The sequence below is a fragment of the Sphingobium sp. TomTYG74 genome, assembly GCF_055393875.1.
The window spans coordinates 576,893-597,020 of record NZ_AP027341.1 but is presented as its reverse complement, the minus strand read 5'-3'; the positions used below and the strand labels follow the sequence as shown (position 1 = coordinate 597,020).

Here is a 20,128-nt window from a genome sequence, read left to right as displayed (position 1 = left end):
GTTCAGGCGAACTCGGTCGCCTCGAAGCGCACGGCTTCGCCCACCGCTTCATTGGCCAGCGTATCTTCCCACATGACCCGGTTTCCGCGCACGATCGTCCCCACGGCCTTGCCGGTGAGGTCCATGCCTTCAAAGGGCGACCAGTTACAGCGCGAGGAAAGCCAGTCGCTACCCACCGTCCACCGCTTCTTGAGGTCCACCACTGTAAAGTCGGCATCATAGCCAAGCGCGATCCGCCCCTTGCCGACAAGCCCAAACACCCGCTGCGGCCCAGAAGAGGTCAGCTCGATAAACCGCCGCAGCGACAAACGCCCCTCCGCCACATGGTTGAGCAGCAACGGCACCAGCGTCTGGACGCCCGGCATGCCGCTGGGCGATCCGGGATAGGCTTTCGCCTTTTCCTCCACCGTATGCGGCGCATGATCGCTGCCCAGCACATCGGGCACGCCCTGATTGAGCCAGTGCCACAGGCCATCGCGATGCGTCGCCGAGCGGATCGGCGGGTTCATCTGCGCGTAGGTGCCAAGCCGGGGATAGGCATCCTCCGCCGCCAGCGTCAGATGCTGCGGCGTCACTTCGCAGGTCGCAATATCCTTGTGCCCCGCGATATATTCCAGTTCCGCCGGAGTGGTGACATGCAGGATGTGGATGCGCCGCCGTGCCTTGCGAGCCAGGCCGATGATCCGCTTCGTGGCGATCATCGCGCTTTCATCGTCACGCCAGACGGGATGGGAGGAAGGATCGCCCTCCACCCGCAAATCCTTGCGCGCATTCATCCGCGCCTCATCCTCGGCATGGATGGCGACACGCCGCGTGCCGCTTGCCAACACGCGCGACAGCGCCGCGTCATCATCCACCAGCAGGCTGCCGGTCGATGCGCCCATGAAGATCTTCACGCCAGCGGTGCCGGGAATACGCTCCAGTTCCTTCAGCGCTTCGGCATTATCGGCCGTCGCTCCGACATAAAAGGCATGGTCGCACCACATGCGATGGTGAGCGCGGGCCAGCTTGTCATGCACACGTTCAGCGCTGTCCGTATTCGGGTTGGTGTTCGGCATCTCGAACACAGAAGTGATCCCGCCCAGCACGGCGGAGCGGCTACCTGATTCGAGGTCTTCCTTATGTTCAAGGCCCGGCTCGCGGAAATGCACCTGGCTATCGATGCAGCCGGGCAGCACGTCCAGCCCCGTGCAGTCGATCACCTCGCCCGCATCGCCTAGCGAAGACCCGATCGCCACAATCTTGCCGCCGCGCACGCCTACATCGGTCTGCTCGGACCCGCCGGGCGTATGGACGGTGCCGTTCTTCAGGATCAGGTCGAAATTCTGGGACATGATTGCTCGCCGCTTGGATATGGTCGGCGTCTGTCCTACCTAAAGCCGATGACCGGCACCACCCTATCCGACCGCGCGCTACTCAGAATTTCAGGCGAAGAGGCGCGGCCATTCCTGCAAGGCCTGCTCACCCGCGACGTCCTGACGCTCAAGGCGGACGAACCACGCTGGACCGGGCTCCTGACACCGCAGGGCAAGGCACTGTACGACTTCATTCTATGGGCCGATGGCGACGATGTGCTGATCGATTGCGAGGCGGCGCAGGCAGAAGCGCTGGCCAAGCGGCTCACCCTCTACCGCCTGCGCCGTAAGGTGACGATTGCACGGGAGGAAGCACTTGCCGTCCACTGGTCGCTCGCGGCCATTGACAAGCCCCTCGACCCACGCCTCGCTAACCTCGGCCATCGCTGGCTCGCTCCGCCAGCGTCGGACGACGCCTCCGCCGCCTTCCGCGCGCACCGCCTGTCGCTCGGCGTGTTCGAGGGCGCGGGCGAGCTTGGTCAGGACCAGACGCTATGGCTGGAAACCAATGCGGGGGAACTGCGTGGCGTTGACTTCGACAAGGGCTGCTATGTCGGTCAGGAAAACACCGCCCGCATGCATTATCGCAGCAAGGTGAACCGCCGCCTTGTCGCCGTGCCCTTGGCCAACGCTGACGAGAAGCGCCAACGCACCGCCCTCCCCGACCTTAGCCTGTCCATCGAACTGCGCCGCTTAGAAGACATCGATCCCGCGACCCTGCCCCCATGGCTCGCCGCCGTGATCGCGGAGCAAGCCGCCGGATGAAGCGCCTCTTGCTTGCCCTGATCGGGGCTCTCAGCATTGCAGTGCCCGCATGGGCCGATACGCCCTGGACGCTGGTGAAAGCCTATCCTCACGACCCCAAAGCCTTTACCGAGGGCCTCTTCTTCCACGACGGCGCCCTCTACGAAAGCACCGGCCTTGAAGGCCAATCGGAAATCCGCAAAGTCTCGCTTGAGGACGGCAAAGTCCTCGAAAGCCGTACCCTCGCCCCCCAATATTTCGGCGAAGGCATCGTCAACTGGAAGGACCGGCTGATCAGCCTGACCTGGCGCCATCGTCAGGGCTTCGTCTGGAAACTCAACGGTTTCTCGCCCATTTCCCAGTTTCGCTATGAAGGCGAAGGCTGGGGCCTGACCCAGGACGGCCACAGCCTGATCATGAGCGATGGCACATCGCAGCTTCGCTTCCTCGATCCCGAAACACTTGGCGAGACGCGCCGCATCACCGTCACGTTCAACGGCCGTCCGATCGAGCGTCTGAACGAACTGGAATATGTGAAGGGCGAGCTATGGGCGAACATCTGGTATGACACGCGCATCGCCCGGATCGATCCCGCAACCGGCAATGTCATCGACTGGATCGACATAGCCCCCCTCATCCGGGAAAGCGGCGTCGCTGATAGCGAAGCTGTGCCCAACGGCATCGCCTATGATCAAAAGCGCGACCGCATCTTTGTTACGGGCAAATATTGGCCAAAGCTGTTCGAGATACGCCTGAAAGCCAAGTAACGACGAGCGCTAACTAGCCTTCTTGCGCCGCGTCTCCCAACCCTTCTTCGCCGCCGCAGATCGATCCGCCGCCGACCGCCCAGCCGAAGCGGCGCCACCCTTTCGCCCGCCCTTGCGCGAGGAAACATGCGTATCAGGCTTCCCCCGCCCCGACCCGGACTTGTTTCCGCCACCTGATTCCTTGTTCACCGTCGCCCAGGCCCGCCGCTCCGCCTCCTTGCGGGAAACGCCGCGATCCTCATAGCCTTCCTCGATATGTTCAGCCTTACGCTTTTGCTTGTCAGTATAACTGTCCTTGTCGCCACGAGGCATGATCGATCTCCTGTCAGCAGCCCCCTCACCGCCCTCCAACGATCATCCGGCCATCGCGTTCACAACGCTGCGCTTGCGTCACGAAACCCGCGGAACGGAAGCTGATGGGCGGGCGTTCCCCGGCTATGGAACAGCGCACCCTTATCGAACGGCTGGCCCGCCATCTCGCCGCGCATGAGCCCGATCAGTGGCAGGCGCACGTAGCCGACGCGGCCAGCATCCTCGCCATCATGAAAGACCCTGACCCTGCCATGCGCGAGGCAGGTGACGAAGCCCAATGGCGCGCGATGATCAACGCCGCGCTTCGGGAAAGGTGGGCCGTCACCACTCACCCGGGGGGCGATCATGCCGAACCCGGCACCGACGAAGAAGGCGAATTTTCCCTTCACCCCCAGGGCGTCACCCAGGACCGTGCCGACTGGGTCCATGTTCATGACAGGCAGGAGAAATCATCATGAAGGGGTTGTTGAAGCTGGCATTTCTCGGCGGGCTGGGCGCCGTAGCGTGGCGTAGCTGGAAGGACCGGAAGGCCTCAGCCGAAATTGACGATCGCGCGCCGGTCGGATCGTCGGGAATCATCCGGGATGCCGGCCCCGCAGAACAGCATATCGCGCCAAGCGACTGGGACATGATCGACGAGCAGGTGGACGAATCCTTCCCGGCAAGCGACCCGCCCGGCAATTATCGCGGCGTCGCCTGACCTGCTCTGACCGCCGCAGTTGCCCCTGCCCCGCCCCGCCTCTATGAGACGGGGCCATAAAAGGCCGCGCGTCGGCATGACCTAAATAAGGGGAAATCCAGCAAATGCCTTCGGGTCTCATCGCGCTGCTCGACGACGTAGCGGGAATAGCCAAGCTCACAGCCACGTCTCTGGACGATGTCGCCGCAGCCGCGGGTAAGGCCGGGTCGAAGGCGGCCGGGGTCGTCATTGACGATGCGGCGGTGACGCCCCGCTACGTCATGGGCCTGACGCCCGATCGTGAGCTTCCGATTATCTGGAAGATCGCGCGCGGGTCGCTGCGCAACAAGCTGCTCTTCCTGCTGCCCGCCGCGCTGCTGCTGAGCGCCTTCGCCCCTTGGCTTCTCCCACCATTGCTGATGCTCGGCGGCGCATTCCTCTGCTTTGAGGCCGTCGAAAAGCTGCTGGAGGCAATTCAGGGCGGGCATGACGTCGCGCAGGAAGCGCTCACCACCCACAGTTCGCAGGAGCTGGAGGATCAGAAGGTCTCGGGCGCCATCCGCACCGACTTCATCCTTTCGGGCGAGATCATGGCGATCGCGCTCGGCACCGTGGCGGCAGAACCGCTTTGGGAACAAGCGCTGATTCTGGTGGTCGTCGCCATCCTCATCACAGCAGGCGTCTATGGCGTCGTCGGTTTCATCGTGAAGATGGACGACATCGGCCTGCACCTCGCCGAACGCTCCTCATCAACGACGCGCGCTGTGGGACGCGGGCTGGTCCATGCCATGCCCATCCTGATGAAGATCCTGTCCGTGGTCGGTACAGCCGCCATGTTGTGGGTCGGCGGCGGCCTGATCGTTCACGGGTTGCATGAGTTCCACTGGGATCTGATCCCCGGCGCCATCCACCATGTTGCCCAAAGCGTGGCGGCCACCGCACCCGCCATCGGGCCTTTCCTGGATTGGACCGTAACCGCGATCGGTGGAGCCATCGTCGGGCTCGTGATCGGCGGGATCATCGTCGCAGTGTTGCACCTTTTCAAAAAGCATTGAAGCACGCGGCACGCCGGACATTCGGCCAATGCAGACCTTAAAAATGCCCCAACTCCATTCACCCTGGCGTGCAGAGGCAGTCGCCCTACTCGCCCTCGCCCTGCCGATGATCGCGGGCAATGTCGCATGGGCAGGGATAGCCGCGACCGATCTATTGCTGATCGGCCGTCTGGGCGCGCAAAGCGTGGCGGCGGGCGCGCTCGCCATCAACCTGTTCCAGGCCCTGCTCATATTCGGCATGGGCCTTGTCACAGCCGCCGCACCACTGATCGCCAATGAGCGTGGCCGCCGCCGCCATTCCGTCCGCGACGTTCGCCGCACGGTCCAACAGACGCTGCGCGCCGCCTTTTTCTTCGTACTGCCCGCCTGGGCACTGCTCTGGCATAGCGAAGCCATTCTCCTCATCATGGGTCAGCAGCCCGACCTTGCCTATCAGGCCGGGGTCATGATGCGCGGGCTGCAATGGGCGCTGCTTCCTTTCCTCGCCTTCTCGACACTGCGCAATTTCATGTCGGCTCTGGAGCGGCCGATCTGGGCCGTGGTCGTCATGCTGCTTGCGATACCCTTCAACCTCTTGGCGGGCTGGGTCCTGATCTTTGGTAAGCTGGGCATGCCAGCCCTTGGCCTACTGGGAGCGGGCATTGCCAGCACCCTCTCCTCCTGTTTCCTTTTCTTGATCCTTCTGGCGGTGATCCTGATCGACCGGCGCTTCCGCCGCTATCGGGTGATGGGCCGCTTCTGGATAGGTGACAGGGACCGGCATCGCGCCGTCTGGGCGCTGGGCCTGCCGATCGCGATCACTGTGGGTTTTGAAACAACCGTCTTCAACGCCTCGGCCCTACTCATGGGCCTCATCGGCCGCGATTCCCTCGCCGCGCATGCCGTCGCGATTCAGATCGCCGCGCTTCTCTTCATGGTGCCCATGGGAATTGGTCAGGCCGCCACGGTACGAGTCGGCCTCGCTCAGGGACGCGGCGATGCTGCCGAAATCGGACGCGCGGGCTGGCTCGCCCTCCTGCTGGGCTTTGGGTTTGCATTCGCCGCCGCCATCCTGCTTATCACCGTGCCCCGTCTGCTGATCGGCGCCTTCCTAGACCTGAACGATCCCGCAAACACTCGAACGGCGGCGCTGGCCGTCAGCTTCCTCGCCGTGGCCGCGCTGTTTCAACTGGTGGATGCCACACAGGCGGTCGCCGCCGGTGTTTTACGCGGCCTGCACGATACGAAGGTGCCGATGATCTTCGCGCTGATCGGCTACTGGATCATCGGCGTGGGCGTGGGAACCGTCCTGGCATTCCCGCTCGGAATGAACGGCCTCGGCATATGGCTGGGCCTCGCCAGCGGCCTTGGTGCGGTTGCGCTGCTGCTACTCATCCGCTGGGCGATGCGGGAACGGCTGGGCCTCGTCAGCTCATCCTGAAAAGCGCCCGGATGCACTTTGCGTCGATATTGCGGCGCACAAAGCAATTGAAGACAGCCTGCGAATCGGTAATGACGAAAATCATGACTGCCCCGACGACCATTTTCGAAGCCATCGCGCTTCAGAAATGCCTGAAGGCGACCTACAATAAATTGGTCGTCAAGCTGGCGCCCCACATCCTTTACACGCGCCATGATGAGATGTTCATCGACGCCGTGACGGTGGAACGCGAAGGCGGTCCGCCACGCGAACTGAAGCTTGGCACATTCAAGCTGGCGGGCCTCAACGACGTCACCGTGCTCGATGAGACGTTCGAGGCGATGTACGGCCTCTATAATGAGACCGACGACAAATATAAGGGCGTGACCCTCTTCGCCGTCGCGCCCGAAAGCGCAGCCGCCTGAGAACCGAGGGAGCGGTCCGGGCGGGCCGCTCCTTTCATTTCTTCAGCCGATAGCCGGTACGGAATACCCATCCGATAACCGCCAGGCACACCGCCAGCATCGCGGCGATGAACAGCAGGCTGAACTCGATCCCCACATCGCCCCGGCCGAAAAAGGTCCAGCGGAATCCCGACACCAGATAGACGATCGGGTTGAACAGCGTCACCGTGCGCCACGGCTCGGGCAGCATATGCACCGAATAGAAAGCGCCACCCAGAAAGGTCATGGGCATGATCAGCAGCAGCGGGATAACCTGCAATTGCTCAAAACTCTGCGCCCAGATGCCCAGTATGAATCCGAACAGGCAGAAGCTGACCGCGATCAGCACCATGAACGCCACCATGGCAACCGGATGCTCGACATGGACATCGACGAACAGATGCGCCGTCACGAATATGATCATGCCCACGCTCAACGCCTTGGTCGCCGCCGCGCCGACATAGGCGATCACCGTTTCCGTCGCCGATACGGGCGCTGAAAGCAGCTCGTAAATGGTGCCCGCGAATTTGGGCATATAGATGCCGAAGCTCGCGTTGAAGATGCTTTCGGTGAACATCGACATCATGATGAGCCCGGGCACGATGAACGCCGCATAATCGATGCCGTCAATCTGCGTCATCCGCGACCCGATCGCGCCGCCAAACACCACGAAATAGAGCGAAGTCGTGATCACCGGCACCAGCAACCCGGTCAGCAATGTGCGGCTGAACCGGTGCAGTTCAAATTTGTAGATCGACCAGATCGCCCGATAATTAAACCCGCTCATGCCGCCTTCTCCTGATGGACCAGGCTGACGAAAATATCCTCTAGGCTGCTCTGCTGCGTGTTGAGGTCCTTATAGCCGATGCCCAGGTCGCCCAGCGTCCGCAACAGTGACGACACGCCGGTACGCTCGGCGCGCGTGTCGAACACATATTCGATCTCATGGCCTTCGGACTTGAGCGACAGATCCCATTGGCTGAGTTCCGCCGGAAGCTGGTGCAGCGGCTGGTTAAGCGCCACGGTCAGGCTCTTCTTGCCCAGCTTCTTCATCAGCGCCGTCTTTTCCTCGACCAGGATCAGCTCCCCATTGTTGATCACGCCCACCCGATCGGCCATTTCCTCGGCCTCCTCGATATAATGGGTGGTCAGGATGATGGTCACCCCGGTCTGCCGCAGCTCGCCGATCAGCTTCCACATGTCCCGGCGCAGCTCAACGTCCACGCCAGCGGTTGGTTCGTCCAGAAACAGCACGCGCGGCTCATGGCTCAGCGCCTTGGCGATCATCACCCGCCGCTTCATACCGCCTGAAAGTTCGAGCATCTTGTTGTTGCGCTTGTCCCAAAGCGACAGGTCGCGCAGCACCTTTTCGATATGGGCATCGTTGCGCGGCTTGCCGAACAGTCCCCGTGAAAAGCGCACCGTGTCGATCACCCGTTCGAACGCGTCGGTATGTAACTCCTGCGGCACCAACCCGATAGCCGAGCGCGATCCGCGATAGTCGCGTACGATGTCATGCCCGGCGACGGTCACTGTCCCACCGCTGGGCCGTACATTGCCGCAGATGATGGAGATCATCGTCGTCTTGCCCGCGCCATTAGGGCCTAGCAGGGCGAAAATCTCGCCCTCCTCAATCTCCAGATCGATGCCCTTAAGTGCCTGAAAACCCGATGCGTAGCTTTTCGTCAGCCCGGAAACGGTAATGATGGACGCCATGCGCGCAAAAGCCCCTTTTTATCTGCACGCCAAGATAGGGGCGCCGGGTTCAAGCGCAACCGGCCTATTCGCCCTGGCGATGAAAGCGGAACACTGTTGCGGGCGGAAAATTGCGAACCGTCTGTCCCACGCGCGCGACTTCCAGGTCCAGCGCATGCAGCACGTCACGACTGACCGGCGGCCGCGTTGAATAGGTGAACTGGATAAAGCTGCCGCCCGGCCGCAGCATGCGGAACGCTTCGGACAGAATGTCGGCATGCACATGGCGGTCCATCGCCAGCAGCGGAAGGCCGCTTATCACCGTCTGATATTGCCCCGGCTCACCTGCCGCCGCCGTCGATACGATCTGCGCTGGCGTTTCCAGCACCGACACATGCGGAAAGTGCCGCCGCAACCCGCGCGCGAACGCGGGATTGATCTCCACCACCTCCAGCTTTTCCGGCGGCAGGCCCGTCTGCAGGATCGCGCGGGTGAACACGCCAGTCCCGCCGCCCAATTCCATCACCCGGCCATCCAGCGGGTCGATATGCGCCACCATCAACCGCGCAAGATAGCGACTGCTCGGCACCACCGAAGCGGTTTGGCGCGGCTTCTTCACCCAGGCGGCCAGGAAATCCAGATATTCCGTCGCCCGCGCCCGGAATTCGCTCCGGGGCATGGCGACTGCCCGGCCACGTTTGGACTTATCATGCATGAGCGAAAGGTGACCAGGAACATGTCATCGCGACTCCCCTTAGCGAGCCTGACGCGCGCCGTCGATTGGGTTTAACATGTCTTTAGATGGCAAATTTTTCACTTGTGCGGCACTCGCCGCGATTCTGGCCGTAGCCGACCCAGGTGCTCCCCAGAGCAGACATGCAAGATCATCCTGAAGGTGATCGGCTCAACATCCTGCCTCAGATTATAAATGTAAAAATAATCTTATATAATCAACCGTTTACCTCGTTGCCGCAGGTTCATGCAACCTCCTCCAATATTAGCGGGTTCAGCAGCAAATCATTGTTTCGGAGGAGAATTATGCGCAAAGCCATTATCGCCCTGTCGGCCCTTTCGATGGCCATCCCCGTGTCCATGGCGGTCCCGACCGATGGGGCCAGCGCCCGGAAGCATCACCACTATCGCGAATGGCGTGGCCGCGACGGACGGACATATTGCCGCAAATCGGACGGAACGACCGGCCTTATCGTCGGCGGCGTAGGCGGTGCACTGCTCGGCCGCGCGATCGACACCCGCGGCGATCGCGCTACCGGCACGATCCTGGGCGCTGCTGGCGGCGCGCTGCTGGGCAAGGAAATCGACAGCAAGCGCCGCTGCCGCTAATCTGCGACAAATAAAGGGGCGGCTCCCGACTGGAAGCCGCCCTTTGCACATCCCTAAAGTACCGCCACTTACTCTGAGGAGGCTCCGCGAGCCTCATCGACCTTAAACGCAACCGGTCGGCCGCCAGACACGCCGGACACCTTGCCGTTCTTGATCGCCAGGTTAAACGCAACGGCATCCGGATAACGGCGGCCCGACACGAGCCGACCCGTCTTTGTATCCTTCACCTGATAGACATAGGTGTAGCCTTCGTGGGTGAAGCGCTGCTTGCCTTCTTCCGCATGGGCGGGGGCAAGGGCAGCGGCAGCGGCAGCGGCAGCGGCGACAGTGCCGACTGCACCGGTAAGAATGAATTTCGACAGCATTCGCATAGGTTTTCTCCTTGTGAATGCCGATCAAACACCTCTGCATTTCTGTTCTGTTGGTGTCGAACCTATGGGCCAGACACATGCGCGCAATCGCAAAAGGCGGATCACCAGTTGCGCCTGGCGCAACCGGCCATGCATCAAGCCTTCGACATCGCCACGATGTGACGGAACTGCGCCTCGGTCAGAGGGCACACCGACAGGCGCGATTGCCGCAGCATCACCATGTCGGCCAGCGCCGGGTCCGCCTTCATCGCCTTCAGCGTGACGGGCTTTTTCAGCTTTTCCTTGGGTGCGACATGCACCGCGATCCACTTGCCGCTTTCGTCGGTGCTGTCGGGCGCGGCCTCCTCGACAATCTCCATGATGCCGACCGCTTCAACGCCGATATTGCTGTGGTAAAAGAAGGACAGGTCGCCCTTGCGCATAGCCTTCATGTGAAGCTGGGCGGCATGGTTGCGAACACCATCCCACTCGGCCTTCCCTTTCCTGACCAGGTCGTCATAGGAAAAGGCATCGGGTTCCGATTTCATGAGCCAATAGTTCATGATCGCCTCCTTGCATCAGCCGCTTGGGCCGATCAAGGATCGGACGGCGCCAATTGACAGAAGGAAAGCCGAAACTTGCCGCACGCACCGCTGGAACAGGTTCCACTGCTGTCCCTCACCGCGATGGCAAAACCGGATTTTGCAACGGCGCTCGGCGATTCGTTCCGGCAATTCGGCTTCGCCATGGTGAAGGACCACGGCATGGACGCCGCCCTGATCAACGATGGCTGGAGGCTCGCCCGCGCCTTCTTTGGCCTACCTGATGATGTGAAGCGCCGCTACGATGCCAGCAGCAACGGCGGCCAGCGGGGCTACACGGCGTTCGGCCGGGAAATCGCCAAGGGCGCGAGCGAGAATGACCTCAAGGAATTCTGGCATGTCGGCCGCGACCTACCCGCAGGACACCCCTTGGGCGCCACCATGCCGCCAAACATCTGGCCCGAAGAAATACCGGAATTTCAATCCACTTTAAGCCGTCTTTATGCAGAGTTCGACCGCATAGGCGCCCAGCTTCTTGCCGCGATCGCCCTCTATCTCGACTTGCCCGAACATTGGTTCGACGAAGCCACCGAAAACGGCAATTCGATCCTGCGCCTGCTCCACTACCCGCCTGTTTCGCCCGAAGCCCCCGGCATCCGCGCAGGCGCGCATGAGGACATCAACCTCATCACCCTGCTACTCGGCGCCGAGGAAGGCGGCCTGGAGATGAAGGACCGCCAGGGCAATTGGCTCCCCGTCATACCTCCACCCGGCGCGCTGGCAATCAATGTCGGCGACATGCTCCAGCGCCTGACCAACTACCGCCTGCGATCAACCAGCCACCGCGTCGTCAATCCTCCGCCGGAACGGCGCGGCGTCGCGCGCTATTCCATGCCCTTCTTCCTGCACCTGAGTCCGGATTTCCTGATCGAACCGCTGCCGCAATGCGTGGATGCAGACCATCCCCGCCGCGATCCGCCCATCACCGCGCACGACTATCTGACCGAGCGCCTGCGCGAGATCGGACTGGTGAAGGGCTGAACGCCCGTCAGCTCACTTACGCCACCGACCCAGCGTAATGCCGATTTCCTCACCCTTCTCGCTCAGCGCCAGCTTGATGATCTTCACCTCGACATGCAGCACCTTGTCATCCTGAAGGAAGATGGTGTCGATGATATGGTCGGCCACGGCCTCGATCAGCGTGAAATGCTGCCCTTCCGGCAACGCGCTGGTAGCGGCATGCTTCAGGTCCATGTAATTTTTCGAACGGGATAGCGGCGTATCCAGCTCATAATGATCGGCGACCTTCAACCGCGCGCGGATGGATATGCGCAGCGGCTGCGGCAAATGGGTTTCTTCCGAATAGATGCCCGTCAGGACATCGACGTCCAGATGATTGACCTCCAGCGTCAGAAAATCGTCAAATCCGCGGTCCATGGCTTTCCTGCTGCTGGCGATGGCCAGAATAGACTTTAATTTTGCGGAACAGGCGTTAATCCCGCCGCTCCGGCGCGGTCCATGCGCCATTGACGGCGGATCGGCAAGACGTGTCTCATATTGTGCCCCTCAACATCGTGGCGGAAGAGGCGATTGAGCAACTGCTCGACGCCGCCTTTGGCCCCGACAGGCACGGCCGCACCGCCTATCTGATCCGCGACGGCATGCCCTGGGTGCCTGAGCTGTCCTTCGGCATGATGGATGAACATGGCGAGCTGGCCGGTTCGCTCCAAAGCTGGCCGGTGGCGCTCACCCATGCCGACGGAACGCAGACGCCGCTCATCATGGTCGGCCCTGTCGCTGTGTCCCCCACCCTCCAACGCACCGGCCACGGCCGCGCGCTCATGGATGCGGTCGTCAATGCCGCTCGCGCCCACCATAGCGATCCGCTGATGATGATCGGCGATCCTGAATATTATGGCCGCTTCTGGGGCTTTTCCGCTGCATCCACGGGCGGCTGGACCTGCCCCGGCCCCTATGAGGCGCGGCGGCTGCTCGCTCTTTCGGTCGATGGAGCCGCGATCGGCGGCGAAGGGATGCTTGGACCGCGAATCACCGTGCCACTGTGATTTCCCTTTTGCCTTCGGCGCCGCGCGATCCTATCTCGACGCCATGCCGATGGACCCGACACCTGATCTTGCCAGCCTGTCCCTGGCCGACATAGCCCGTCTGGCCGAGGAAAAGCGGCTGCCGCCCGTCGAAAAGTGGAACCCCGACCATTGCGGCGACAGCGAAATGCGCATCGCCCGCGACGGCACATGGTTTCATCAGGGCTCGCCGATCGGCCGCGAGGCCATGGTGCGCCTCTTCTCGACGATCCTGCGGCGTGAAAAGGACGGCTCTTATGTGCTTGTAACACCGGCAGAAAAGCTATCGATCGAAGTCGAGGATGCCCCCTTCCTCGCCGTCGAGCTGAAGAGCGAGAGTGAAGGCCGCAACCGCGCTCTCGCCTTTCGCCTCAACACAGGCGACCTCATCCCCGCAGGCCCCGAAAACCCGCTCGTCATCCGGGAAACGGCCGATGGCCCGCATCCCTATCTCCACGTACGTGGCGGGCTTGAGGCACTGGTCAACCGCAGCGTCTATTATGAATTGATGAACCTCGCGCTGGACGAAGCAAGCGACCCGGTCGGCCTCTGGAGCAATGGCGCCTTCTACCCATTGGACGGCTCCGCATGACCTTGGCAGACCGGATCCGCGCCGCGCTTGCCGAGGGACATGCGCGCGAAGTCGGGATCACGCCGTCGGACACACGCGATCCCCGCATCGACGGCGAACTCGTTCTTGCGCCCGCCGCCGTGCTCGTCGCCATCACTGACCGACCGGAACCCGGCCTCATCCTCACCGAACGTGCGGCTTCCCTGCGCAAGCATGCGGGGCAGATCGCTTTTCCGGGCGGTCGCGTCGATCGGGAAGACGCCAGCGAGATCGCCGGAGCGCTGCGGGAGGCGCACGAAGAAATCGGGCTGCCCCCTGACATCGTGGATGTCATCGGCACGACCGACCGCTACCACACCTTCACCGGCTTCGACATCGTGCCCGTGCTGGGCGTCATCCCGCCCGACCTGCCTCTTATGCCGCAAGCGAACGAGGTCGCCGATTGGTTTGAACTGCCCCTCTCTTTTGCGCTCGACCCCGCGAACCGGATCAAACATGCCGTGCAGTTTGAAGGAGTTGAGCGGCACTATTATGAAATAATGTGGAATAACCATCGTATCTGGGGCATCACCGCCGCGATACTCGCCAACCTGTCGCGGAGGCTTGATCTTGACCGCCTATTTGCCTGACGCCGACTGGCGCCACCGGCCCGGCCTTGACGGCCTGCTCGCCGCGCTGGGGGCGGAACAGGGTCTTGCCCGCTATGTCGGCGGCGCGGTGCGCGACGGCCTGCTGGGACTTCCCGTCAATGATCTGGACATCGCCACAGCGCTGGAGCCGCAAGACGTCGTCGAGCGCCTGAAAGCCGCGGGGATCAAGGCCGTGCCCACCGGCATAGACCATGGCACTATCACGGCGGTCATCGCGGGCTGGCCGGTCGAAATCACCACCCTGCGCCGCGACGTCAGCACGGACGGCCGCCGCGCGACCATCGCCTACACCACTGATTGGCGGGAAGATGCTGCCCGTCGCGATTTCACCATCAATGCGCTGTACGCCGATCCCTATACCCATGAAGTGACGGACTTTTTCGGCGGCGTTGATGACCTGGCAGCAGGCCGCGTCCGCTTCATCGGCAGCGCGGCCGAGCGGATCGCGGAGGATCATCTACGAATCCTGCGCTATTTCCGCTTCCTCGCCCGTTTCGGTCGCGACACACCGGATGAGCAAGCTTATGCCGCCTGCCGCACTGCCGCCAACAGCCTGATGGCTCTGTCGCGCGAGCGTATCGCTGATGAGCTAATGAAGCTGCTCGCTCTCCCCGATCCTTTCGCCTCGCTCCAATTGATGATCGAAGGCGGCATCCTCGCTCCCGTTCTTCCGGAGATCGACAAGGACGGACTTGCTCGATTGGGGCAGTTGATCGCGCGTGAAGCCGACGCTGGCATTCCGTACGCAGCACTGCGCCGCCTGGCAGCCCTGCTCCCCCCTGACGCGCGCACCGCTGATGCCGTGGGTGCCCGTCTCAAACTGTCCAACAAGGCACGAAAACGCCTCGTCCTCGCGCTGGAGCCCCATAAGGCTGCCCCATCGCTCAAGGCGCTCGCCTTCACCATCGGCGTCGAAGGTGCAATCGATCGCATCCTGCTCGATCCCATGGCACCCCTCGACAGCATCGCCTCGCTCGAAGGCTGGACCCCGCCGCAACTCCCGATCGGCGGAGGCGCCTTGATCGCGCGCGGCCTTCCGCCCGGCCCCGAAGTCGCCAAGGCTCTGGGCGAGGTGCAGCGTATCTGGGTAGAAGAAGGTTTCCCGGAAGCGAGCCGGGTTGACCAGATCGCGGATCAGACCGTTTCGAAATTCCAGCGCGCGCGCCAATAATCGAACGCGTCATTTTCGGGCATGGGGCGCGCGAAGTAAAAGCCCTGCCCGTGGCTGCACCCCATGGATTGTAGCGCATGAGCCAGTTCCTGCGTCTCAACCCCTTCGGCGGTGACATGCAGGTTCAACGATTCGGCGAGCGACAGGATGGTGCGGACGATCGCCTGCTTGTCCTTGTCGTCCAGCATGTTGGTCACAAAGCTGCGATCGATCTTCAAAATGTCGATCGGCAGGCTGTGCAAGCTGGCAAGGTTGGAATAGCCCGTGCCGAAATCGTCCATGGCGATCGGCATTTGCAGGTCCTTCAACGCGACCAGCAGTTTCCGCGCCTTGTCCGGATCGGCGATGATCGCGCTTTCCGTCAGTTCGACGGTCAGCCGCTTGCCCGACACGCCTGAATAGCGCAACGCTTCCTCGAACATCGACGCCACATCATCCCGCGCCATCTGGATCGGCGACAGGTTCACATTGACCCCGACCGGCATTGCCTGTCCGAATTTCGCGTCCCACCGGCTCAGCGCCTGCGCCGCCTCATAGGCCGCCCAACGGCCGAGAGGCGTGATGAGGCCGCTTTCCTCGGCCACGGCAATGAATTCGCACGGGGAAACATGGCCCAGTTCGGGGTCATTCCACCGGGCGAGCGCTTCAAATCCGGTAATCTCCCCCGTCTGCAACTGGATGAGCGGCTGATATGCCAATGTAAGCTCACCCTGTGTCAACGCGGTGCGCAGGCGGCTCTCAATGGAAAAACGCCGCTGCGCTTCCTTCAGCACGCCGTTGCGGTAGATTTCCACCTTGCCGCTACGCTTGGCGATCTTCACCGCCGCCTGCGCCTTGCGGACCACATCGTCGGGGTCATCGTCCAGGCTGGTCGACAGAGCACATCCGATCGCGCAATCCACACGGATCTGTAGATCACTGAGGCGGATCGGCGAGCTGAGCGCGTCCCTGACCCTCTGAACGATCTGAAGGCAGTCTGACAAACCCTTGTTAAGTCGTGCGAAGATCGCAAAGTCATTGCCGCCGATTCGCGCCAGAACATCGCCCTGCCGCAGGCTCGACTTCAAACGCTTGGCAACCGTGATCAGCAGTTCGTCGCCCGCCATCGGCCCCAGCGATTCGTTAACCCGGCTAAATCGGCTGAGATCGATCGCGATGATCCCGAACTGCGAATTGCTCGGCCATGGAGAATTGCGCAGCCGGTCATCGATCTCTTCGCCAAAACCCGTCCGGTTCGGCAGCGCGGTCAGCCCGTCGGACAACAGCTCGCGACGCAGATTCCGTTCGGTCACGCGATCGCTAGTGCGGTCCAGCGCTGTGAAGAGAATGAGGTGCGCCGCTTCGTCTGTCGAAGGGAGCAGTCCGGCGGTGCAGGAGAAATATTCCGGCCCCAAAGGACCATCACGCCGCAATTCAAACGTGGCGGAGACGCTTTCCGAAAGCGCAACCTCGATGATCCGTTCGCGCCAGTCCTTGCAATAGGGCAACTCGGCGCCGGTATCGCCCCTGTCCAGGAAGCTGTGATAAAAAGTCTTGTTAACAGCAACGATCGACAAGTCGTTGTCTTTAAAGCACAACATGGCTGCGGCGTGGGGCACCGCCTCCAACCAATGCTCCATCTCCGCCAGGCAGCGCAGATGCGTGCGCTCGAACCTCGCGAGGAGGTTGTCGTCCAGCCTTTGATCTGGCCGAATACGCGCTGGCACGGTTTTCATGCCACCGGATTAGATACCAGTGGTAAATTTTCAGGAAATGACCCGATGTAATTTCAAGTAGATATGCGGCTTGTTACGCGATCGTCAAAATCGGTTGTCTCGCGGGAAGCCGACCGGCGGCATCCGCCCGGCCGCCCCACGCGCCACGCGCCACGGCGTCATGTCAGCCTCGGTTCGGGTGCGCCCGCTTCCTCCGCCCATCGCCCAGCTCAGGCCCTCGCTCATACGGAACGTGACGGCATCCGAGAGGCCGCCATCGCGATAACGCTGCATCTGCACGCCCTGCCCGCGCGACATGCGCGGCATTTCGACCAGCGGGAACACCAGCAGCTTGCGATTCTCACCGACCACGGCGACGCTGTCAGCCTCTGCCCCAATGACGTGGACCACCGTCAGGCGAGAGCCCGGCCGCACATTGACCACCTGCTTGCCCTTGCGCGTCTCGGCAATGACATCCGCGACCGCCGCGACAAAGCCCCTGCCGTCCGACGCCGCCAACAACAATTCACTTCCTGTCTTCGCAGGAAACAGCGTCACGATGTCGCCCTGATCATCCATATCGACCAGCGACCGCACCGGATCGCCAAATCCGCGGCCGCCCGGCAACTTGTCCGCCCCCAGCGTAAATATGCGCCCGCTCGCCGTCGCCAGCAGCAGCTTGTCGGTCGTCTGCGCATGGAAAGCGATTTTCGGCCCGTCGCCTTCCTTGAACTTCAACGTGTCCGCCGAAGAAAGGTCGCGATGACCGCTCATCGCCCGTATCCAGCCGCGCTCCGACAGGATCACGGTGATCGGCTCGCGCTCGATCATCGCCTCCAAAGGAATTTCACGCGCGGGCGCCGCTTCCTCCACCAAAGTCCGCCGCCTGCCGATATCGCTCTCTGGCGAATAGCGCTTGCGTAGCTCAACCAGATCCTTCTTCAACCGGTTGCGCTGACGAGTGGGGCTCTCGACCAGCTTGGTCAGCTCATCCCGCTCCTTAAGCAGCTCCGCATGCTCGCGCCGCAGCTCCATCTCCTCCAGCTTGCGCAAGGAACGCAGCCGCATGTTGAGGATGGCTTCGGCCTGCCGGTCGTTCAGCCCAAACTCCTCCATCATCACTGCCTTGGGTTCATCCTCTGTCCGGATGATCTCGATCACCCGGTCGAGGTTCAGATAAGCGATGATATAGCCGTCGAGCAGTTCGACCCGCGCGGCGATCTTGTCCAGCCGATGCTGCGCGCGCCGCACCAGCACGTCAATCTGGTGCTTCAGCCACTCGATCAACACCGGCTTCAGCCCCAGAACGCGCGGCGTCCGGCTCGCGTCTAGCACGTTGAGGTTCAGCGGAAAGCGGTTCTCCAGGTCAGTCAGCCGGAACAGGCTGTCCATCAGCACATCGGAATCGACCGTCCGCGCACGCGGTTCCAGGACAATGCGGATCTCCGCGTCGCTCTCGTCCCGCACATCCGCCAATATCGGCAGCTTCTTGTCGTTGATCAGCGCCGCGATCTGCTCGATCAGCTTCGACTTCTGCACTTGGAAAGGGATTTGCGTGACCACCGCCACCCATGTCCCGCGCCCACCATCTTCCTTGTGCCAGCGCGCGCGCGTACGGAAAGACCCTCGCCCCGTCGCATAAGCCTCGGAAATGATAGCAGCATTGTCCACCAGCACGCCGCCCGTCGGAAAGTCCGGCCCGCGCACGATCTGCATCAGCTCCGCATGTTCAGCATCCGGATTCTCGATCAGCAGGCTCGCCGCATCGATCAACTCGGACACGTTATGCGGCGGAATGCTGGTCGCCATGCCGACCGCGATGCCGCTTGCGCCATTTGCCAGCAGGTTGGGGAAAAGGCCCGGAAAGACCTCCGGCTCTTCATCCTCGCCATTATAGGTAGGCCTGAACTCGACCGTTCCCTCGTCCAGCCCGGCCATCAGGTCGGCCGCCGCCTGCGTCAGCCGCGCCTCGGTATAGCGCATGGCCGCCGCGTTATCGCCGTCGATATTGCCGAAATTCCCCTGCCCATCGACCAGAGGCGTGCGCAGCGAGAAATCCTGCGCCAATCGCACCATGGCATCATAGACCGACGTATCGCCATGCGGGTGATATTTGCCGATCACGTCGCCCACGACGCGCGCACATTTCTTGTAGGACGTCGTGTTACGCGCCGGATTGGCGACCAGCACATCCGGCGACGCCCCGCCCGGCTCCATCTTCAGCAGCCGCATCGCCCACAGCAGACGCCGATGCACCGGCTTCAATCCATCGCGCAGGTCCGGCAGCGACCGCGCCGTGATCGTGGAAAGCGCATAGACGAGGTAGCGCTGGGACAGCGCTTCGTCGAACGGGTGATCCTTGATAGCGTCGAACGGGTCGCGAAAATCGGTCATCGGGATCGGAATAGCAGCGCAACGACAAAACGGAAACGGGGATTACAGCCCCGAAAAATTCACCTCCTTCGCCTCCGGGGCTTGCACATTCGCCGCCAGGCGCCAATTTGCGCCCGTGTCCGATTCCAACCCACCTCCTGTCATCACCCTCCCGCCGCCGCCTGCCTCGCTGCTGACCGGCGCGGCGCTGTTTCTCGACTTTGACGGCACCCTCGCGCCGATCGCCGCCACACCCGACGGCGTGGTCGTGGATGGCGATCTGCTCACCCTCCTGGGCGAACTGCGCGATGTGCTGCAAGGCCGTCTGGCAATCGTCAGCGGCCGGTCGATCGTCACCTTGCGCGATCTCGGCTTCGCCAACTTCCTGCTCGCCGGAACGCACGGGCTGGAATTCGCTCAACCCGGCGAACAGGTCGAAGCCGCCCCTCGTCGCCCGGCGGTCGATGATGCCGAAGCGGCCTTCCACAGCTTTGCGGAGGGTAAGCCCGGCATATTGGTCGAACGCAAATCGATCAGCGTCGGCCTGCACTTCCGTGGCGCCCCTCAATGGGGCAAGCAGGCGGGCGAACTGGCCAGCGAGCTCGCTGCCAAACTTGGTCTCGCCGTGCAACCGGGCAAGATGCTGTTCGAACTGCGCCCCGGCGGCGCGGACAAGGGCAGCGCGGTCCACACGCTGATGGCCCGCACTCCCATGGCGGGGGGGCGTCCGCTCTTCATCGGCGACGATGTCACGGATGAGGAAGGCTTTGCCGCCGCCACCGAACTGGGCGGCGCGGGCATTCTGGTTGGCCCGCCCCGGACGACACTCGCCGCATTCTCTTTGGAACAGGTTGCCGCCGTCAGGCATTATCTCGCGCGGGGGGTCGTCAGGCCCGGCTGAGC

General features: G+C 62.4%; 24 protein-coding genes. 14 read left to right on the top strand and 10 right to left on the bottom strand.

The window, feature by feature from the left end:
- Window positions 1-2: 2 nt before the first annotated feature.
- On the bottom strand, window positions 3-1,334 hold the full coding sequence (locus ACZ5TB_RS03115; protein ID WP_464791972.1) for a dihydroorotase: 1,332 nt from the start codon (window positions 1,332-1,334) through the stop codon (window positions 3-5).
- Between the two features lie 48 nt (window positions 1,335-1,382).
- On the opposite strand from ACZ5TB_RS03115, the gene ygfZ reads away from it, so the two are divergent.
- Both ygfZ and ACZ5TB_RS03105 read left to right on the top strand, forming a co-directional pair.
- Window positions 1,383-2,120: a CAF17-like 4Fe-4S cluster assembly/insertion protein YgfZ gene (gene ygfZ, locus ACZ5TB_RS03110; RefSeq protein WP_464791971.1), complete on the top strand. Its 738-nt coding sequence runs from the start codon at window positions 1,383-1,385 to the stop codon at window positions 2,118-2,120.
- Entirely contained in the window at window positions 2,117-2,866 is a 750-nt protein-coding gene (locus ACZ5TB_RS03105) for a glutaminyl-peptide cyclotransferase (protein WP_464791970.1), read from the top strand. The genes ygfZ and ACZ5TB_RS03105 overlap by 4 nt, the downstream gene beginning before the upstream one ends.
- A gap of 9 nt (window positions 2,867-2,875) precedes the next feature.
- On the opposite strand, the gene ACZ5TB_RS03100 is transcribed toward ACZ5TB_RS03105, so the two are convergent.
- Window positions 2,876-3,178, bottom strand: a complete 303-nt coding sequence (locus ACZ5TB_RS03100; RefSeq protein WP_464791969.1) for a plasmid stabilization protein — start codon at window positions 3,176-3,178, stop codon at window positions 2,876-2,878.
- Window positions 3,179-3,303: 125 nt separating this feature from the next.
- Between ACZ5TB_RS03100 and ACZ5TB_RS03095 the strand changes: the two genes are divergently transcribed.
- From ACZ5TB_RS03095 to ACZ5TB_RS03075, 5 genes are all read left to right on the top strand, one after another.
- The gene (locus tag ACZ5TB_RS03095) at window positions 3,304-3,636 is read left to right on the top strand and encodes a hypothetical protein (protein ID WP_464779949.1); all 333 of its coding nucleotides are present in this window, start codon (window positions 3,304-3,306) and stop codon (window positions 3,634-3,636) included.
- Entirely contained in the window at window positions 3,633-3,878 is a 246-nt protein-coding gene (locus ACZ5TB_RS03090; protein WP_464791968.1) for a hypothetical protein, read from the top strand. The genes ACZ5TB_RS03095 and ACZ5TB_RS03090 overlap by 4 nt, the downstream gene beginning before the upstream one ends.
- Window positions 3,879-3,982: 104 nt before the next feature.
- Window positions 3,983-4,912 carry a DUF808 domain-containing protein gene (locus ACZ5TB_RS03085; RefSeq protein ID WP_464791967.1) on the top strand — a complete coding sequence of 310 codons (930 nt, stop codon included), beginning with the start codon at window positions 3,983-3,985 and terminating at the stop codon, window positions 4,910-4,912.
- Between the two features lie 28 nt (window positions 4,913-4,940).
- Window positions 4,941-6,332 (top strand): MATE family efflux transporter, encoded by a 1,392-nt coding sequence (locus ACZ5TB_RS03080; protein WP_464791966.1) that lies wholly within the window; start codon window positions 4,941-4,943, stop codon window positions 6,330-6,332.
- 83 nt (window positions 6,333-6,415) lie between these two features.
- A complete protein-coding gene (locus ACZ5TB_RS03075) occupies window positions 6,416-6,736 on the top strand; it encodes a hypothetical protein (protein ID WP_449473214.1) in 321 nt (106 codons plus the stop codon).
- 34 nt (window positions 6,737-6,770) lie between these two features.
- Here ACZ5TB_RS03075 and ACZ5TB_RS03070 read toward each other — a convergent pair whose 3' ends face one another.
- From ACZ5TB_RS03070 to ACZ5TB_RS03060, 3 genes are all read right to left on the bottom strand, one after another.
- Window positions 6,771-7,541, bottom strand: coding sequence for an ABC transporter permease (locus ACZ5TB_RS03070; RefSeq protein WP_464791965.1), 771 nt, complete (start codon window positions 7,539-7,541; stop codon window positions 6,771-6,773).
- On the bottom strand, window positions 7,538-8,470 hold the full coding sequence (locus tag ACZ5TB_RS03065; RefSeq protein WP_464791964.1) for an ABC transporter ATP-binding protein: 933 nt from the start codon (window positions 8,468-8,470) through the stop codon (window positions 7,538-7,540). Before ACZ5TB_RS03065 ends, ACZ5TB_RS03070 begins: the two co-directional genes overlap by 4 nt.
- A gap of 64 nt (window positions 8,471-8,534) precedes the next feature.
- Window positions 8,535-9,164, bottom strand: coding sequence for a class I SAM-dependent methyltransferase (locus ACZ5TB_RS03060; RefSeq protein ID WP_464772497.1), 630 nt, complete (start codon window positions 9,162-9,164; stop codon window positions 8,535-8,537).
- A 323-nt stretch (window positions 9,165-9,487) separates the two neighbouring features.
- Here ACZ5TB_RS03060 and ACZ5TB_RS03055 point away from each other — a divergent pair, with 323 nt between their 5' ends.
- Window positions 9,488-9,790: a glycine zipper 2TM domain-containing protein gene (locus ACZ5TB_RS03055; protein ID WP_464779314.1), complete on the top strand. Its 303-nt coding sequence runs from the start codon at window positions 9,488-9,490 to the stop codon at window positions 9,788-9,790.
- Window positions 9,791-9,858: 68 nt separating this feature from the next.
- On the opposite strand, the gene ACZ5TB_RS03050 is transcribed toward ACZ5TB_RS03055, so the two are convergent.
- Together ACZ5TB_RS03050 and ACZ5TB_RS03045 are read right to left on the bottom strand one after the other, a co-directional pair.
- On the bottom strand, window positions 9,859-10,161 hold the full coding sequence (locus ACZ5TB_RS03050; RefSeq protein WP_464791963.1) for a hypothetical protein: 303 nt from the start codon (window positions 10,159-10,161) through the stop codon (window positions 9,859-9,861).
- A 134-nt stretch (window positions 10,162-10,295) separates the two neighbouring features.
- On the bottom strand, window positions 10,296-10,703 hold the full coding sequence (locus ACZ5TB_RS03045; protein ID WP_464791962.1) for an EVE domain-containing protein: 408 nt from the start codon (window positions 10,701-10,703) through the stop codon (window positions 10,296-10,298).
- A 123-nt stretch (window positions 10,704-10,826) separates the two neighbouring features.
- On the opposite strand from ACZ5TB_RS03045, the gene ACZ5TB_RS03040 reads away from it, so the two are divergent.
- Window positions 10,827-11,723, top strand: a complete 897-nt coding sequence (locus ACZ5TB_RS03040; RefSeq protein WP_464792473.1) for an isopenicillin N synthase family dioxygenase — start codon at window positions 10,827-10,829, stop codon at window positions 11,721-11,723.
- A 12-nt stretch (window positions 11,724-11,735) separates the two neighbouring features.
- Here ACZ5TB_RS03040 and ACZ5TB_RS03035 read toward each other — a convergent pair whose 3' ends face one another.
- The gene (locus ACZ5TB_RS03035) at window positions 11,736-12,119 is read right to left on the bottom strand and encodes a dihydroneopterin aldolase (protein WP_464788538.1); all 384 of its coding nucleotides are present in this window, start codon (window positions 12,117-12,119) and stop codon (window positions 11,736-11,738) included.
- Window positions 12,120-12,229: 110 nt separating this feature from the next.
- Between ACZ5TB_RS03035 and ACZ5TB_RS03030 the strand changes: the two genes are divergently transcribed.
- Genes ACZ5TB_RS03030 through ACZ5TB_RS03015 form a run of 4 tightly spaced genes read left to right on the top strand, consistent with a single transcriptional unit; the run spans window position 12,230 to window position 15,158 of the window.
- Complete coding sequence (locus ACZ5TB_RS03030) at window positions 12,230-12,748, top strand: GNAT family N-acetyltransferase (RefSeq protein WP_464791961.1); 519 nt, start codon at window positions 12,230-12,232, stop codon at window positions 12,746-12,748.
- Window positions 12,749-12,791: 43 nt separating this feature from the next.
- Complete coding sequence (locus ACZ5TB_RS03025) at window positions 12,792-13,358, top strand: DUF1285 domain-containing protein (protein ID WP_464791960.1); 567 nt, start codon at window positions 12,792-12,794, stop codon at window positions 13,356-13,358.
- Window positions 13,355-13,966, top strand: a complete 612-nt coding sequence (locus ACZ5TB_RS03020) for a CoA pyrophosphatase (RefSeq protein WP_464779310.1) — start codon at window positions 13,355-13,357, stop codon at window positions 13,964-13,966. Before ACZ5TB_RS03025 ends, ACZ5TB_RS03020 begins: the two co-directional genes overlap by 4 nt.
- Window positions 13,947-15,158 carry a CCA tRNA nucleotidyltransferase gene (locus ACZ5TB_RS03015; RefSeq protein WP_464779309.1) on the top strand — a complete coding sequence of 404 codons (1,212 nt, stop codon included), beginning with the start codon at window positions 13,947-13,949 and terminating at the stop codon, window positions 15,156-15,158. The genes ACZ5TB_RS03020 and ACZ5TB_RS03015 overlap by 20 nt, the downstream gene beginning before the upstream one ends.
- Here ACZ5TB_RS03015 and ACZ5TB_RS03010 read toward each other — a convergent pair.
- Both ACZ5TB_RS03010 and parC read right to left on the bottom strand, forming a co-directional pair.
- On the bottom strand, window positions 15,122-16,738 hold the full coding sequence (locus ACZ5TB_RS03010) for a putative bifunctional diguanylate cyclase/phosphodiesterase (protein ID WP_464792472.1): 1,617 nt from the start codon (window positions 16,736-16,738) through the stop codon (window positions 15,122-15,124). The two genes, ACZ5TB_RS03015 and ACZ5TB_RS03010, sit on opposite strands and share 37 nt — an antisense overlap.
- Before the next feature lie 219 nt (window positions 16,739-16,957).
- Window positions 16,958-19,246 carry a DNA topoisomerase IV subunit A gene (parC, locus tag ACZ5TB_RS03005; RefSeq protein ID WP_464779307.1) on the bottom strand — a complete coding sequence of 763 codons (2,289 nt, stop codon included), beginning with the start codon at window positions 19,244-19,246 and terminating at the stop codon, window positions 16,958-16,960.
- A 115-nt stretch (window positions 19,247-19,361) separates the two neighbouring features.
- Here parC and otsB point away from each other — a divergent pair, with 115 nt between their 5' ends.
- A complete protein-coding gene (gene otsB / locus ACZ5TB_RS03000; RefSeq protein WP_464791959.1) occupies window positions 19,362-20,126 on the top strand; it encodes a trehalose-phosphatase in 765 nt (254 codons plus the stop codon).
- Window positions 20,127-20,128 lie beyond the last annotated feature (2 nt).